The sequence below is a fragment of the Helicobacter sp. MIT 11-5569 genome, assembly GCF_000765695.2.
In the GTDB taxonomy this organism is placed as follows: Bacteria; Campylobacterota; Campylobacteria; order Campylobacterales; family Helicobacteraceae; genus Helicobacter_D.
Window position 1 is genome coordinate 1 of the sequence record NZ_JRPB02000012.1, and the last position, 16,551, is coordinate 16,551.

Below are 16,551 nucleotides of genomic sequence, written 5' to 3' on the forward strand. Positions count from 1 at the left end.
GGCTGAGCTTAGCGTTTTATTCTCCATTATTATCACGCTTGTAATTATGTATAAGGGTTTTGAAGTCTTAGCAGGTAGAAGCCAAAGCCCTATTAGAGAGCTTACTTGGGATATAGCAGGAAAACTCCTAGCGATTACTTTTGCATTAAATCTTGGAGGTTGGTTAGATTTAGCAATTTCTGCAATGGATGGAGTCTATGAATGGGCAGGTGGTGGCACACAAATGTATGCAAACTTAGATATTATGTTTGCAAATACTATAAAAATGACAAATACAATTTGGGCTAAATCAAGCGGCTTAAAAGATTCTTTTATGGCAATTGTTGCTATGTTGCTTTGCTATATCGGATTTTTAGTCGCCGCAGTTCCTACATTAGCGATTTTAGTCGTTACAACCTTCACCCAAACAATGCTTGTAATTTCTGCTCCTATTGTGTTTTGGCTTTTAATTTTTAAATCCACAAAGAATGTTTTTACACAATGGATTGGTCTTTTGCTTTCTAATACTTTAGTAATTTTGCTGGTTGGTTTATTTTTGCAAACCTTTATGGATGAGATTAATAGCTGGGCTACTTTATTAACAAGCAAAACACGATCTGGAAATGAAGTGCTAGCAACAGGTATTTTCTATGTAATCTCCTCTTTGATTTTGGTTATTATGATTTTAGGCGCAAAAGCTTTTGCTGAAAAGGTTGCAAATGTATCAATGGATGGCGCAATGGGCGGTGCAATAGGTGGAGCTTTAAATCCTATTGGTCAATTAGCTGCAAAACCTGCGGGATGGGCTGCTGGTAAGGCTGCAAAATATGGAGGTAAAGCTGCGTGGGCTGGAACTAAAGCAGCTGGTAGAGGAGCTTGGGCTGGAACTAAAGCTGGTGGTCGGGCTGCATATAGTGGCGCAAAAAGAATGTATGAGAGGATGAGAAATGAAGCGTAATTTTATTTTTCTTTTTATTTTTGGTGTTTTCTTGAGTGCTTGTAGCACTCATCAAGGCAAATATGATGAGCTTTTTAATAGTCAAAAAGATTGGATACCTATTAATACGGATTTTAATCAAGCTACAAAGGAATCTAATGAATCTAAATAATATTAGAGTTATTAGTTTAATACAGAAAGGATAAATATGTCAAAAGATGATTTGGGCAAAGAACTTGAAAAACAAGGCTGGATTAGCCTAGAAGACAAGATTAAACAAGAGGAGCAAGAAGAGTTAGCAAAAGAGGACAAAAAACAATCTCACTTTATGGATAAGTTTAATAGCTTTTTCAAAAAGAAAGAAAAAGCTATTGATAAATCCATTGATCAAGGAAAAGAGCGATGAGAAACGATTTTAATACTGCTTTAGATTATGAAGCAAGTTTTAGATATTTGATTGAAAAAAGCAACAAAAGAGCGTGGCTTATTGCTTTTATCTCTATTTTTATAGCGATTCTTTCTATTGTTGCTGTTGTTTTGCTCACCCCTTTAAAAACTATTGAACCTTATGTGATAAGGGTAGATAACACTACAGGAATGGTTGATATTTTAACCATACTTGATGAGAAAGAAATTACAAAAAATGAAGCTTTAGATAAATATTTTATTGGGACTTATATTAAGGCTAGAGAGGGATATTACTATGAGCTTTTGAATCAAGATTATTTGCTCACTCAATTAATGAGCTCTGAAAAGGTTGCGAATGAATACAGGGCTTGGTATGAAGGAGATAACGCAAGAGATCAAATCCTAAAAAATTCTAATGAAGTGAGTGTGCAAATTTTAAGCATTGTTTTGGGGGAAAGCAATGGTGTTAAAACTTCAACCATTAGAGCAATCATTACTACAAAGAATCTCAATACAAGAGGAACAGCACACGCAACAAAAGTCATTACATTAAGTTATGACTATATCTTAGCAAAAGCTAGTGAGGAAAACAGGATTTTAAATCCTCTTGGTTTTAAAGTTTTAACATATAGAGTTGATGACGAGGTAGAAAGATGAAAAAAATAATTCTAATTAGCCTATTTTTAAGCAGTTTTGTATGGGCTTTAAATATTCCAAAAGCTTCCATATACGATAAAAGAATCACTTATGCAGTCTATAATGCTAATGATGTCTTTCAAGTAAATGCTAAAAATGGATATGTAAGTGTGTTGGAATTTGGTATTGATGAGAGAATCATTAATACCGCCACAGGTTTTGCGGAGGGTTGGGATTTAATAGAAAAAGACAATCTTTTATTCATCAAGCCTAAAGCTTATAAAACACAGCTTGTCCAACAAGACGAAAACAATATGGGAGAAAGTCAATCTTCGCAAGAATTTGTGCTAGATCCTAATCCGAGTGATTGGAAAACTAACTTAATTGTAATTACAAATTTAAATGCTTATGTGTTTGATTTAAAGCTTGTTACCAAAAACAGCAACACCACTTACAAACTTAGCTTTTCATATCCGCAAAAAGATTATGAGGCTGCTAAGGAATTTTTAGAAGCACAAGAGCAAGAAAATATCCGAACTGATTTAAATAAAAATACCATTCCTAGAAATTGGGATTTTTATATGAAAGTCAATAAAGGAAGTGAGGATATAAGCCCAAATTTTGCCTATGATGATGGTGTTTTTACTTATCTTGGATTTGATAACACTAAAACATTCCCTGCAGTTTTTATGTATGAAAATGGCAAAGAAAGTATCTTAAATACGCATATCAAAAAAGATGGCAATTATGATGTTTTAGTGATTCAAAAAACTGCTAAACAAATTCTCCTAAGAAGCGGGGATAAGGTTGTTGGAATTTTTAATAAGGGATACGCAAAGAATCCATTACGCAAAACAAGGGAAACTTCTAATGAAAATGTTCAGCGGGAAGTTAATAAAAAGGGTGGAAAATGATAAGAATAAAAACTGCCACAAGGGCGGTAAATCCTTGCAGCAGAGTTTTACAGAAGGCAGTTATTTACTTTTTAGATTTAAATAAGATTTCTCTTATTTCTTCTCTAAAAAGCGTGACTAGCACTGCAATAACTGCAATGAATAGGTTTGAATCCATTATGGACTCCTTACAAGTTGAATTCCGCCCGCATACCCAACTAAATAGCCAAAAAAAAAGCTCAGCTCCCCAAAAGAGAACCGAGCTTAATCAACTTGTAAGGCTCTGTAAAACCTTTTTATCCATTTACCGAATGGATCAAGAGAATTATAGCACAAAAATGATAAGGAAATAGAGAATATGCACGATAAAGAACAAGACGCTTTAAACAATGATTTTGAAAATCATACAACAGAATTAAATAGCCAAAAAGATCACCTTAAGAAAATACAAGGCTATGGTATTTTCGCCATTGGTGGTTTATTGCTCATTGTATTAATGGTTTATTTCTTAAATTCTTTTTTAAGCAGGAATGATGGCGTTGAAGAAACACCAAAAGAAGACAATAAAGATTTAGCGCAAAGCGTAAAACAAAAAGAATTTGTCCCACCTGCTCCACAAAAAACATTTGACGAACTCATCGCGCAAGAACCCAAACAGCAAGAAGTGCCAATTTTTGAACCAAAACCACCAAAACCTAGAATTATCAAAGGTGCTGGAATCACTGTTGTTGCTTCATCTAGCAATGGGAATTTTGGGGGTGGCGTTGGAGCTGGAGCTGGGGGAGAATTCGGAGAAAAACCAAATACGGTGTTTGAGTTTGGACAAAATGGTGCTGGTGCTTTACAAAATCCTAATAGCTTACAAGGTGGGGGAGATTTTGTAGGAGAAGTTTTTACACCAACCATTGCAAAATTGAGTGAATTTGATCAAAACTTACTCCTTCCTAAAGGCACTTATATAGGCTGCGCCTTAAAAACAAAACTTGTAAGCTCTATTAAAGGCGGAATTGCTTGTATTGTTTCAAACGATGTTTATTCTGCAAATGGAAACACACTTTTAATTGAAAAAGGTAGCACGATTACAGGAACATTTAATGCGGGTCAAATTGATGATGGAATGGATAGGCTTTTTGTAATTTGGCAGGAAATTAGAACGCCTAATAACATTATTATTCCTGTGTATTCGGGTGCTACTGATGAGCTAGGAGCTAGTGGTATGCCCGGCTGGGTAGATCATCACTATCTTAAACGCTTTGGTTCTGCGATTTTGCTTTCAATGATTGATGATGGAATGGCTATTTTAGCCGATCAATTAAGCAAAAACAATGGCAATGGCAACAACTATTACAATTATAGTCAAAACACAAGGGATAATATTAATGAAATTGCCAATACTGCTTTAGAAAAAATGATTGATATTAAACCCACACTTTACAAAAATCATGGTGATTTGGTTGGCGTTTATGTCAATAAAGATATTGATTTTTCAAAAGTTTATAAGCTCACAAGGAAAAAGAATGTCAATCACATTAGATAAATATACGCAACAATATTTTGGGGAATTTTTAAAAGACGATAGCATTAATGAAATCTGCTACAATGGGGATGATAAAATTTGGATACAAAACTCCAAAGGATTTTGGCAATCTGTAACTACTGAACTTGACTTTGAGAGAGCAAGCCATTTTGCAACTGCGGCGGCTGCTTTTAAAAAAGATAAGATTGATGTAGCACGCCCGATTCTTAGCTGTATTTTAGTAGGCGGAGAGCGTATGCAAATTGTCATTCCTCCTGCTACAAAAAATGAACACATTTCTATTACCATTAGAAAGCCGAGTAAAACTCGCTTTAAAATGGAAGATCATGTTAAAAGTGGTCTTTTTGAAGATTTAAATCCCAATACTAATGAAATTAAACCAAGCGATAAGGAATTAATCAAGCTTTATGAAGCAAAAGATTATCAAAGTTTTATTTCTAAGGCTGTTGGATTTGGCAAGAACATCATTATTGCTGGTGAAACAGGTAGTGGAAAAACTACCTTTATGAAAACTTTGATTGATTTTATAAGCCTTGAAGATAGGATTATTACCATTGAGGATGTTGAGGAGATTAAATTCTATGAACACAAAAACTTCGTGCAATTATTCTATCCTTCCGAAGCAAAAAGCACAGATTTTCTAAATTCTGCAACGCTTTTAAAATCTTGTTTAAGAATGAAGCCTGATAGGATTTTATTAGCAGAGCTTAGGGGTGCTGAAACTTATGATTTTATCAATGTTTTAGCAAGTGGTCATGGAGGCAGCATTACAAGCTGCCACGCAGGAAGCCCTGAAGAAACATTTACGCGACTTGCTTTAATGACTTTGCAGAATCCACAAGGACAATGTGTGCCTTTTGAAATCATCCAAAAAACCCTTAAAGATTTAATAGATATTGTTGTGCATATCCACGCACATCATGGAAAAAGACGCATTAATGGAATCTATTTCAAAGAAATAGAAAACACCAAATAAGGAAATATTTATGTGGCAAATTAAAACACAAGATAAAAAAGCAACAAATGCAAACCTTGTAAATATAAACGATAAAGAGGTGGAATTTACTACTCAAAATAACCAAATATTTTGCACGAGTTTGGATATAGCAAGGGTATTTGAAAAAAGGCATACGCATATTTTAGATTTAGTCAATGAAAAATTAAAGAATAAAGAAATTCAAGATTTTACTGAGCCGAATTTTCGGCTCAGTGAGTATAAAGATAGCACGGGCAGGGTCTTGCCTTGCTATAAACTCACTCGTGATGGTTTTTCTTTTATAGCAATGGGGCTTACAGGCAAGAAAGCTGATATATGGAAAGTTTCATTTATTAATGCTTTTAATAAAATGGAACAAGTTATTACCCAAGAAATACATAGCCCCAACAAATATCTTACAGAAATAATGAGTGAGCTTTATAAAAAACTTCCACAAGAAGATTTTAGTGTTGATATTACGCTTAAAGATAGAAATCAAAATAATCAAATCATTTTTTCTCATTATTATGAAGTCGGCGGCAAACCAAAAGACCCAATGGCAAGTAAAAATAAAGCATTTTTTCAAGAAAAAATGCAAAATTTTAGTGCAAATAAAACTATTAAAAATCAAGACTTGGAGCGATAGATGCAAAATAAAAGAAATATTCAAATTATTTTTCTTGTTATAACAAGTTTTATTCTCACTTACTTACTAACACCGATTATTTTTTTCTTTTTGAATAAAGTAAAAATAGTCAAAGCTCTTGAAATTTACAACATTAATTTCACTTTTCAAGCAATTAGTAATGGTTACCCAAAAATATGGCTTTCTTTAGGTGTTACATTTGGAATTTGCTTGATTGCTTTTACCGCTTTGGTGTTATCTCTAAAAACCAAAAAATCGCAATTTGGTGAAGCTAGATTTGCCAATAATAACGAGATTAAGCAGATGAAGTTATTTAATGATAAGGGCATTATCATCGGAAAATATAAAGGTAAATTTTTAAGATTTGGGGGTCAGCAATTTGTAGCGTTAGGAGCTCCTACAAGAAGCGGTAAAGGTGTAGGTATTGTTATACCAAACCTACTAGAATGGGTAGAAAGCGCAGTCGTGCAAGATATTAAACAAGAATGTTTTGACTACACAAGCAAATACAGAAAAGAAGTTTTAGGGCAAGAAGTCTATCTCTTTAATCCATTTTCAAGACAAACTCATCGTTATAATCCGCTGACTTATATTGATATGAGTGATAAGGAGCATTGCGATAGTCAATTAATGGACTTAGCTAACATTCTTTATCCGCTCGATGGGGATTCAACTTCCAAATTCTTTAATGGATTAGCGCAAAACTTATTTGTCGGATTATGCTATATGTGGCGTGATTTGCAATTAAGCAATATTGGAAAAGACTTCCAAAGAGCTTTTGAAATAAAAATAGGAGAGTTTAATTTTTATAATATTTTACAGCTTTCAAAAGGGCTATCTATTAAAAATGAAAATCAAGCAATACAAGGCTTTGATGATACCTATAACTTTTTAGTGCATTGTGAAGTTTTAGATGACGCCACAAAAAGACGCTTAGAAACCTATTTTAACATTAGCTCTGATGCTACAAAATCAGGCGTAATGAGTTCTTTTAATGCGCCTCTTGTTCCCTTTGAAAGCGAAACATTGAAATTAAGCACAGAAACAAGCGATTTTGATTTAAGAGATTTGCGCAAAAAGAAAATGACAATCTACATTGGCATTACTCCTGATCAATTAGCAAATGCACAATTTATTTTAAATATTTTTTGGTCGCAACTTATTTTGTTAAATACCAAAGAATTACCACAAAAGAATAAAGATTTGAAATATTCTTGTTTGCTTTTAATGGACGAATTTACAGCACCCGGAAGAATTCAAATCTTGCAAACCTCTGTAAGTTTCATTGCTGGATACAATCTAAGATTATTAACAATCTATCAATCTTTATCGCAGCTAGAAACGCAGCCACCTTTAGGCTATGGCAAAGAGGGAGCTAAAACATTACTAACAAATCATGCTTGTCAAATTTTCTATGCTCCAAGAGAGCAAGAAGACGCGGAAGCTATTTCTAAGATTCTAGGTAACACGACTTTTAAGACAAGCTCAAGAAGCATAAATTCAGGCGGTAATGGGGGCGGCTCAAGAAGCATTAGTGAAGCAAGTAGGGCTTTAATGCTACCGCAAGAATTACGAGAAATGTCATTTGAAAATGAGCTTATCACAATTGATAGTGGCAAACCTATTTTATGCAATAAAGCTTTCTATTATTCCGATTCTTATTTTATGGATAAATTTAAAGCGATTTCAAAAAGCTTAGCAGCAATCAAAAAAATACCAACAAGAGAGCAACTAGAAAATGCAATCTTACAAGGAGAATGCAAAGTTAAAATTCAAATTATAGGAGAAGACAATGAAGAAAATGTCGCTTAGTTTAGCCATTATGGCTTCGTTAATGGTTATAGGGTGTTCTGCGCCAAAACCAAAACAATTAGATAGTGGTTCTGCATTATCCATTAATAATTCTATTTTGGAAAGGCAGTATAACTTCGTCCCAAAAGATGATTTTTTAAGCTCACAAAATTGGACTTATCAAATCACGGTTGAAAAAAATTCAACGAGAGATGATTTTATCCAAAATGAGCTTGTAACAAAAACTTTTCTTTTGGCGCACAATGCTAGTAAGATGATTCTAATAGGGAGAGAAGATTTAATTAAAGACTACAAAGAGTATTTTATTAAAAATCAAGTCATTATCCCTATTGAATTACAGCCTATCAATCCCTATGAAGAAAAACTCAATGTAGTAAATATTCTATTTTTTAACAAAACTAATACAGGAGAATGAAAAATGAAAAAGGTTCTTTTATCTACTTTAATTTTTGGTGTTGTATCCGCTAATGCAATAGAGTTGGAGCTATTATCTGGAGATACTAGATTAGCTTGTGAAGCAATGCTTTGTTTAGCTTCACCTGTGCAACCTGCAGAGTGTAGCGCAGCTTTAACAAGATATTTTAGCATTAATGCGAAAAAATGGTCGCAAGTCGTTGCCAAACGAAAAAGTTTTTTGGATTTATGTCCTGTTGTTGCTTCAAGCGATCCTGAAATGTATAAATACAAAAATGAAATTTTGGCTAATTTGGATGGTGAATGCTCAGTTACCTCCCTTAATAATAGAATTGAGAATAAAGTTATTAGGGTGGATAAAGTATGCACAAATGATGGGGATGGTAGCGGCATTCAATGTAGGGATGTCAATGTATATGGATTTAGAGTAAATCCTGAATTGACAAATTCTTGCAAATTACTATCTACATCAAGTTATACTGATTACAATCTAAAATATACTTGTGATACTAAATTTTACGAAAAAAATGAGTGGCAAAGAGGCTATGAATTAAAAGAAGTCTCACAAGATGTTTATAGTGCTCTACCATTATCACAAAAAGAACAGGGTGAGAAATTAGCCCAAATTAGTAGATATGAATATACGCAATTACCTCAAAACCAAAGAAAACAAGTAGGGAATCAATACTACAGAGTAGATATTGGATATTATCAAAAATCAATGATTTCAAAAAATTGCTGGGTTAATGAGAAGTAATAATGAATGAAAATAATTCTAATGAAAATAGTCTTTATGAAATTGTAAATGAGGAAAACAACAGCACACAAGAAATAATTAACTTTAATGAGTTGTTAGAAAGATTTACAAACACCATGCAAACAATCAATGGAAAAATCCATGTTGGGAAGCAAAACTCGCATAGCAATACAGAGGATGGTATTTTTAAAGATTTGGAGGAGAGTTTTTCGGAATTAAATAGTATCCATTTGGCTCTTGTCGCTTATTTTAAAAATCCTCCTAGCGATGAAGAAAAAGAGATTTTTCATAAAACAGCCTCTATCAAAAAGACTATGGAGGATCTTGCCAAATTTGCTAATGAAATCCAAAAAATATCCTTAGATGAAAAGCTCAAAAATTACAACCAACAAATTAATAGCTTTTGTGAAATTGTAGAATATAAGCTTTCTCACAATGCACAAATCTATCAAGAATTTCTTGATGGCTTTGTTGCAGACGGAAAACAAAAGCTTAATATATTTTCGGAAATCTTTACAAAAATGACAAAAAATACCAAATGGTTTCTTGTATTTTTTAGTGTTGCTTCTATTAGCTTGGGTGTTATTTTTGGGGTTTTATTATCTCTTACATATGCAAAGCATTTAGAATATAACAAGTTAAAAGGGAGGGTGGCTGCAATCACTCAAGGTTTGGCTACTATCTCTGTTAATAAAGATGATAAAAGCCTCACCTTAAGCTTCGCAAAAAACAAAAAAACTATTTTTAATGAGAATAAAAATAGTATTCAAATCACACTACAAGGAGGTGAATGAACAAAATAATTATATATCAAATTCGCAAAAAAACAAAAAAACAAAAATTCTAATAAAGGAGATAAAAATGGCATTCGGACGATTGGTTAATGATAAAATTGTTATTGATACTAACAATGCACTAAATTACAGAAGCAAGGAAGGTGATATTCAGCAAAGAAAAGTGGATACAGCCTTGATTGATGTTATTAAAGAAGCAGGACAAGTTGCCGCAATGGAGCATGGTTCTGTTCTCTTTTCTGCAAAAGTCAATAATGAGTGGAAAAACTTTTTTGTAAATAGAGATGAAAAAACTCATAATATTGTGCTAAAACCCACAAACTCGCAAAATAGAGATGATTTTATTTATATAAACTCTAACACAAATGAGAAAGGCTACTTTTACTATACAATCAATCAAAAGCGAGAATCTGCAAAAGAATTAATTGAGGGTGTAGGCATTACAGAACGCCAAAATCAAGATGGCTCTAAAAGCCATTATTTAGAAACTAATGTAAGACTTTACAATGAAGAGCTCAAACAAGAGCTAAAAGAAAGAGGCAATGAATTTATAGCAGTCATCTCAAATGACGGAATTAAAGTTGTCAATGAAGCCGAAATGAAAGCACAAAAGCAAGAACAGCAAATGCAGCAAACTCAAGAAATCAAAGAGCCTGAAAAGAAGCAAGATAAGGGATTTGAAAGATAATGTGCGCCCTTTTGGGCGTATATTATTAGTTACTATTATTTAATATAAATTAATAATAATTATTTATAGTTAATATTATTAACTAATAGTAATTATAAATTAATATAAAAGGAATGCAAAATGACTTTTTCTTGCTCATATACTACCTATACTGACAATAAACGAGAATTAGTTGCTATCAATGGCGAAATAGAAACTTATAGTTATCTGCCTCTTACACAAAGTGAGATACTTCATGCAATCAAAGATTTTATCTTTGAAAAATCCATACAAGATAAAAAAGTCAATTTTACTCTCTATCCAAAAACTCCTAGAGAATTTGACTATTTTAGAGAGGGTGAAAATTGGATTTGGAATCCAGAGAATCAAAGTCTTATTGCTAGAGAACCTAGCTTGTTTTAAAAAGGAAACCCTTATGAATAATATCAAAATCTATAAATCTAATGCGTTGGTAGGCGAGTTAAATAAAGATAATCAATTCTATCTAGGCTTTGATGATAATAAGAATCAAGCAGTATTCCATAACAATTTTTATAATTTGACAAACTCCAAAAATAGAAAAATAGCCACGATTAAAATAGATAAAGAGCTAAGTAAAGAAGATTTGATTTTTCTTCTTGCGAGAAATTTTCATAAAGAGCTTGGAATAGGTGCGCAAGATAGTATCTCTTTTGATACGAAAAAAAATAGAATCAATATTAATAAAAGAACTTCAAATCAAGCTTCAATGATGGGTAAAAAAGATGATAATGATTTAGGGTATAATAATGGAATCTAAATTTGACACTATTTTATCTCTAACAATAAAAATTCACAAAGAGATTGAACTAATAGAAAAAGAAACAGGCTTTAAAATAGAACAGGATAAAAACAATCCTAATTTATTTTATATCACAGAACCAAATGCTAAAATACCTTTTGCAAGTATAGATTATAGTAAGGAAATAAATAATGCAATACACAATGCAACTACAAGAACCGATACTCAAACAAGCGCATTACGAGAATGTTCCGATTTATTCGCTAGACGAGTTAGAGGAATTATCCAAGAGAGAAGCAGACGAAGCAGAAGCTTGGGCGAGGGAAGTAGAAGATTGGGCGAAAAGAGTGGATACCTTTATGGATTCAATGATAGCCAAATATGGAGAATCAATCCTCAAGAAAGAATATCGCTCCAAAATTTAAGCAAAGAAGGTCAAGAGCTTTATAAGTATGAAGCCCTTAAGGCTTACGCACAAAATGGGGCGATTCTTCCCCCTTCATTTACAGAAAAACTCCAACAAGACAACAACAAAGAAACTAATCAAACTTTAACAAATCACACCAACAATAGCACTACACAACAAGAAAATAAATCCACTAATCATTTTAAAGACAAACTAAAAGAATTTAAAGAAAAACAAACAGAAAAACAAATTAACAATGTTAATAAAAATTTAGAAAGGTAGAAAAATGAGATTATTCATTGCAGAAAAGCCTGAATTGGGCAGAGCGATTGCGGAAGGATTAGAGGGAAGCTATAAGAGCGGAAAAGGATATATTCAAAAGGGTAATGATATTGTTACTTGGGCTTTTGGTCATATATTGGAACTTGCTAAACCTGAAGAATATGATGAAAAATACAAACTATGGAAGCTTGAAGATTTGCCCTTTCCCATTAAGGAATTTAAATATCTTCCTAAAAAGGATAGTAAAGAGCAGCTTAAAATTATTTGCGATTTCATAAATAGCAATACAATAGATTCCATTGTAAATTGTGGTGATGCTGATGATGAGGGACAAATTTTAGTTGATGAAATTATTATGTATTCTAAAACCTCTAAGCCTGTATTTAGGGTTTTAATCAATGATTTAACGCCAAAAGCAGTTAAAGAAGAGATAGCTAAAATTAAGCCAAATACCGATTTTAAAGGAATGAGCGAGAGAGGCTTTGCAAGAAGTCAAGCAGATTGGATTGTGGGTTTTAATCTCACACGAGCTTATACAATACAAGCCCGACAAAATGGATATACGGATAAAAACTCTCTTAGTGTTGGCAGAGTGCAAACACCTATTTTGGGGCTAGTAGTTGCTAGGGATAAAGAATTTGAAGGCTTTAAAAGTATAGATTATTTCTCTTTGATTGGTGATTTTGAAATTAATAACAATATCTTCAAAGCGCGATTGAAAACAGAAGAAAAAATCTTGGATGAGAATATCGCAAAAGATATTAAAAATGCTTGTGAAAGTCAAAATGCAAAAATCAATTTAAAAATAGAAAACAAAAAAGAATATCCACCATTGCCTTATAACTTACTTGTCTTACAAGCAGAATGTGCGAAAATTTTTGGATTTAGCCCTGATAAAACCTTGAAAATCACACAAGATTTAAGAGAAAAGCATAAAGCCATTACTTACAATCGCTCTGATTGTCAGTATCTGCCTGAAACAATGTTTGAAGAAGCTCCAAAGATTCTAAGCTCCATAAAAGAAAATTTAAATAATGATGAGATTGAAGCTTTGATCGCTGGGAGCGATGTAAAAATAAAAGGCAAAGCTTTTAATGATTCTAATATTTCCGCGCACTATGGAATTATTCCTACTCAAAACAAAATTTCATCGCAATTAACCAAAGATGAGCTAATCGTTTATGACTTAATTGCAAAAAGATTCATCATTCAATTTTTTAATCCTAGAGAATACCAAACAACAACCATTGATTTAGAGATAAATCAAAGAATTTTTACAACTACACAAAATAGAACCACAAAAAGTGGTTTTAGGAGCTTGTGGAAAAATATAGATACAGAAGAGGAAGGCGAATCGGAAAATAATGATTGTGATTTATCGGCACTAAAAAATGGAGATAATGCAAAATGTTCTCTTGTGCAAATTGAAAAAAGACAAACAAAGCCACGCCCTTACTATACGATGACAACCTTATTAAAAGATTTAAATAGTGTTGCTAAATATGTGAGCGATGAGAGAATTAAAAAACTGCTTATGGAAAAAGACAAAGACAAAAAAGGAGAAAGTGGAGGAATAGGCACACCTGCTACAAGGTCTAATCATATTAAAACTTTAATTGATAGAGGATATATAGAGGTTAGCCAAGATAAAAAACAAGTTGTTAAATCTACAAAGAAAGGGAGAGATTTAATTTCGCTTTCTCCAAAATCACTTACTACACCTGATATGACAGCTTTATGGTTTGAACAACAAAAGATGATAGAAACATTAGAGCTGAACAGAAAACAATTTTTAGACGAAGTTACAAAAGAAGTTATTAATGAGATTCAAAGAATTAGTAGCAATGAAAGTTTTAAAATAATGGAAAATGGGGATAAACCAAAAATCCAATGCCCGCAATGCAATAAAGGCTTTCTAACAAAACGAAAGGGGAAATATGGAGATTTTTGGGGTTGTAGCGAGTATAACGCTGGGTGTAAAGCAACCTATCAAGACAACAAAGGTAAGCCAAATTTAAATCCCAAAAAAGAATCTAGCCCACAAACGAGCGAATACCAATGCCCTAAATGTCAAAAAGGATTTTTGATTAGAAAAGAGGGAATTTCTAAAGCAGGAAAACCCTATATTTTATGGAGTTGTAACGAGTGGAAAAATGGCTGCGATTATCGCTGCTTTGATAAAGGTGGGAAACCAAATATAAGTTAATTAAAATTAATTTAATATATTATTAATAACTAATAATAATTAATAATATATTATAGTTATTTAAATTAATTTTTAATATACATTAATAATTAATAGTATATAATAGTTATTATTAATTAACAAGATTGGAGAAAAATCACATTGAAAACAAAAATTGAATGGACAGATTATACTTGGAATTTTATATCGGGTTGCACACAAATAAGCCCTGCTTGTCAGAATTGCTATGCTAAGGCTATGACTAAACGCTTACAAGGAATCGCAAAAGCAAAGACAGCCAAAATGCGTTGTCAGCATTGTGGATTAGATTTGAAGAATAAATTTACATTAAAGGATTATTGGGGGTGGGGAACTGTAATTTGCACAGGAAATATAATGTATTCTATAGATAATACTATTATAGTAGATAACCATCCACACGATGCTTTCTTCTTGCCTATGTATTGGTTTGGTTGGGACGAAGTTATATTTCACGAATTATTTTTAAAGAAAATCCTAGACAAAAAGAAATATAAAAGCGGTAGCAAAATCTTTGTATGCTCTATGAGTGATTTATTTCACGAAAAAATAGAGTTTTTATACATAGACGAAGCATTTTGGTATATGGAAAAAAGACAAGATTTAACCTTTCAAGTTCTTACTAAGCGTCCAAATAGAATGCTAGAGTATTTTACTAAATTTTTGAAATCAAAAATTCCACCAGATTATTTTAACGACAGCGTTTATGAAGATTTAAAAAAGCACATTTGGCTTGGAGTAACAGCAGAAAATCAAGAAATGGCAGATTTAAGAATCCCAGATTTATTAAAAATAAAAGAGATTACAGGGTGTAAAGTCTTTGTAAGTGTTGAGCCTATGCTAGAGAATGTAAATCTTACTAAATATCTTAAAAAAGACAATGATTCTACTTGTCTTGATTGGGTTATTGTAGGGGGAGAGAGTGGCAATAGAGCAAGAGCAACAAAAGAAGAATGGGTAATAGATTTGTATGAGCAATGCAAAGATTATGATTGTGCATTCTTTTTTAAGCAAAAAGGTAATCACTTTATTGCTTCCCCCTTAGAATCTCATAGTAATAGCTTTATAGAGAATATCTACAATACAAAGGAGTTTCCAAGATGTTAGTAAAAGATTTTGAGTTTAGAATCGTGCCAAAGCCTAATGAAAAAGGCGAGTATTGTAATTGTAATAATGCAGATTGTCCTGCTAGGAAATTTCATTTTATTGTTGGGAATGAGGCTAAATCAAGACTAAGTGAAGAAGAGTTACAAGATTGTGAAATTGAGCTTTGCACAGGAAAAGTTGATGAAAATAATAAAAAGATTTTTGAGGGAGATATTCTTATAACAAAAAATGGGGATAAAGTTAGAGTTGCGCTAGATTCTGAAAGAAAGTTTATCGTTATAAATATAGAAAACGAAGATGATGATGAAGATTTTTCTTGGATTAATACAGAATCTTGTGAGGTTATTGGCAACATCCACGAAACAGAGCAACATTAGCTAATTAAAATTAATTTTAATATATATTAATAACTAATAATATATAATAGTTACTATTAATTAACATAAAAAAGGATTCTGCGATGATTATATCTGTTATCAACAAAAAGGGCGGCGTTGGTAAAACTCCTTTTGCTTTTTCAATTGCTAAAGATTTAGGATACTTCCTCCAAAGCAACGATAATTCCATTATAGAAAAGATTTATCCCCAAAAGGCAAAAATCTTACCGACTCCAAAAAAAATAGATAATTGCGTTTATGATTTTGGTGGTTTTGTGGAAAAGGGAATATTAGAAATTGTCAAAGATAGTGATTGCATTATTGTTCCTTGCACTAGCAATTATAATTCTTTACTTAGGACATTAGAAACCTTAAATGAAATAGGTAATAATGCTAAAGTTTGCATTCTAGTAACAGATTACAGAGATGAAAAAGAAAAAAATCAAATCTGCGAAACGCTTGAGAGCAACTTTACAGACTTAAATCTTTTCTTTTTTAAGTTTTCAAAAATTATTGAAAATTCAATGAGTAGCGGAGCTTCTTTTACAGAACTCTATAATGAAAACAATCTTTCAAGATTGAGCTACACAAATTTTTTCAATGAATACCAAAAGCTTTTAAATTTCATTACAGAGGAGAAATAATATGGAGAAAAAACCCTTTACAATTGCTGAAGCACTAAACTCTGAACCAACTTCGCAAAAGACTTATGGAAAGGCAGACAAAAAAAAGTCTTCTGGGCGAAAAATTATTGATAAAGAATTAAGGAGAGAACATATAATAGTGTGCAGACTGAATCAAAAAGAACACGACATTTTAAAAAAATTAATGGAATTAGATTTGAGCAGCGAGAGCAGCTCCTACATAAGAAAGTTAATTTTGAAAGAAGCTAGGGTTCTAAATGTCGGTGAATAATAA

Annotated in this window: 21 protein-coding genes; all 21 read left to right on the forward strand. The window is 32.3% G+C overall.

Annotated elements, in window-relative coordinates; translation table 11 throughout:
* The coding region (locus tag LS70_RS08590; RefSeq protein WP_138109423.1) for a type IV secretion system protein at positions 1-937 on the forward strand (937 nt) is incomplete at its 5' end.
* Entirely contained in the window at positions 927-1,088 is a 162-nt protein-coding gene (locus LS70_RS10065; protein ID WP_162845092.1) for a hypothetical protein, read from the forward strand. The genes LS70_RS08590 and LS70_RS10065, both read left to right, overlap by 11 nt.
* Positions 1,089-1,124: 36 nt before the next feature.
* Positions 1,125-1,322 (forward strand): hypothetical protein, encoded by a 198-nt coding sequence (locus LS70_RS08595; protein ID WP_026944572.1) that lies wholly within the window; start codon positions 1,125-1,127, stop codon positions 1,320-1,322.
* Positions 1,319-1,981, forward strand: coding sequence for a virB8 family protein (locus tag LS70_RS08600; protein WP_026944571.1), 663 nt, complete (start codon positions 1,319-1,321; stop codon positions 1,979-1,981). Before LS70_RS08595 ends, LS70_RS08600 begins: the two co-directional genes overlap by 4 nt.
* Positions 1,978-2,874, forward strand: coding sequence for a P-type conjugative transfer protein VirB9 (virB9, locus tag LS70_RS08605; RefSeq protein WP_026944570.1), 897 nt, complete (start codon positions 1,978-1,980; stop codon positions 2,872-2,874). The genes LS70_RS08600 and virB9 overlap by 4 nt, the downstream gene beginning before the upstream one ends.
* 337 nt (positions 2,875-3,211) lie before the next feature.
* Complete coding sequence (gene virB10 / locus LS70_RS08610) at positions 3,212-4,390, forward strand: type IV secretion system protein VirB10 (RefSeq protein ID WP_026944569.1); 1,179 nt, start codon at positions 3,212-3,214, stop codon at positions 4,388-4,390.
* A complete protein-coding gene (gene virB11 / locus LS70_RS08615; RefSeq protein ID WP_026944568.1) occupies positions 4,371-5,366 on the forward strand; it encodes a P-type DNA transfer ATPase VirB11 in 996 nt (331 codons plus the stop codon). The genes virB10 and virB11 overlap by 20 nt, the downstream gene beginning before the upstream one ends.
* 10 nt (positions 5,367-5,376) lie before the next feature.
* Positions 5,377-6,012 (forward strand): Rha family transcriptional regulator, encoded by a 636-nt coding sequence (locus LS70_RS08620; protein WP_081949675.1) that lies wholly within the window; start codon positions 5,377-5,379, stop codon positions 6,010-6,012.
* Positions 6,013-7,824, forward strand: a complete 1,812-nt coding sequence (locus LS70_RS08625; RefSeq protein ID WP_034287569.1) for a type IV secretory system conjugative DNA transfer family protein — start codon at positions 6,013-6,015, stop codon at positions 7,822-7,824.
* Complete coding sequence (locus tag LS70_RS08630) at positions 7,805-8,239, forward strand: cag pathogenicity island Cag12 family protein (protein ID WP_026944566.1); 435 nt, start codon at positions 7,805-7,807, stop codon at positions 8,237-8,239. The genes LS70_RS08625 and LS70_RS08630 overlap by 20 nt, the downstream gene beginning before the upstream one ends.
* A gap of 3 nt (positions 8,240-8,242) precedes the next feature.
* Positions 8,243-8,995: a TrbM/KikA/MpfK family conjugal transfer protein gene (locus LS70_RS08635; protein WP_026944565.1), complete on the forward strand. Its 753-nt coding sequence runs from the start codon at positions 8,243-8,245 to the stop codon at positions 8,993-8,995.
* A 2-nt stretch (positions 8,996-8,997) separates the two neighbouring features.
* A complete protein-coding gene (locus LS70_RS08640; protein ID WP_026944564.1) occupies positions 8,998-9,789 on the forward strand; it encodes a hypothetical protein in 792 nt (263 codons plus the stop codon).
* Between the two features lie 67 nt (positions 9,790-9,856).
* Positions 9,857-10,477, forward strand: a complete 621-nt coding sequence (locus LS70_RS08645; protein ID WP_026944563.1) for a hypothetical protein — start codon at positions 9,857-9,859, stop codon at positions 10,475-10,477.
* 120 nt (positions 10,478-10,597) lie between these two features.
* The gene (locus LS70_RS08650; RefSeq protein ID WP_138109424.1) at positions 10,598-10,879 is read left to right on the forward strand and encodes a hypothetical protein; all 282 of its coding nucleotides are present in this window, start codon (positions 10,598-10,600) and stop codon (positions 10,877-10,879) included.
* A 13-nt stretch (positions 10,880-10,892) separates the two neighbouring features.
* Positions 10,893-11,255, forward strand: a complete 363-nt coding sequence (locus LS70_RS08655) for a hypothetical protein (protein WP_034288011.1) — start codon at positions 10,893-10,895, stop codon at positions 11,253-11,255.
* The gene (locus LS70_RS08660) at positions 11,245-11,925 is read left to right on the forward strand and encodes a hypothetical protein (RefSeq protein ID WP_026944560.1); all 681 of its coding nucleotides are present in this window, start codon (positions 11,245-11,247) and stop codon (positions 11,923-11,925) included. The genes LS70_RS08655 and LS70_RS08660 overlap by 11 nt, the downstream gene beginning before the upstream one ends.
* A gap of 4 nt (positions 11,926-11,929) precedes the next feature.
* Positions 11,930-14,131 carry a DNA topoisomerase 3 gene (locus tag LS70_RS08665; protein WP_034288008.1) on the forward strand — a complete coding sequence of 734 codons (2,202 nt, stop codon included), beginning with the start codon at positions 11,930-11,932 and terminating at the stop codon, positions 14,129-14,131.
* A gap of 141 nt (positions 14,132-14,272) precedes the next feature.
* Positions 14,273-15,256, forward strand: coding sequence for a DUF5131 family protein (locus tag LS70_RS09965; protein WP_081949698.1), 984 nt, complete (start codon positions 14,273-14,275; stop codon positions 15,254-15,256).
* On the forward strand, positions 15,250-15,633 hold the full coding sequence (locus tag LS70_RS08675) for a YopX family protein (protein WP_138109425.1): 384 nt from the start codon (positions 15,250-15,252) through the stop codon (positions 15,631-15,633). The genes LS70_RS09965 and LS70_RS08675 overlap by 7 nt, the downstream gene beginning before the upstream one ends.
* Before the next feature lie 83 nt (positions 15,634-15,716).
* Positions 15,717-16,277 carry a hypothetical protein gene (locus LS70_RS08680; RefSeq protein WP_026944557.1) on the forward strand — a complete coding sequence of 187 codons (561 nt, stop codon included), beginning with the start codon at positions 15,717-15,719 and terminating at the stop codon, positions 16,275-16,277.
* 1 nt (position 16,278) lies between these two features.
* Positions 16,279-16,548, forward strand: a complete 270-nt coding sequence (locus LS70_RS08685; protein WP_026944556.1) for a hypothetical protein — start codon at positions 16,279-16,281, stop codon at positions 16,546-16,548.
* Positions 16,549-16,551 lie beyond the last annotated feature (3 nt).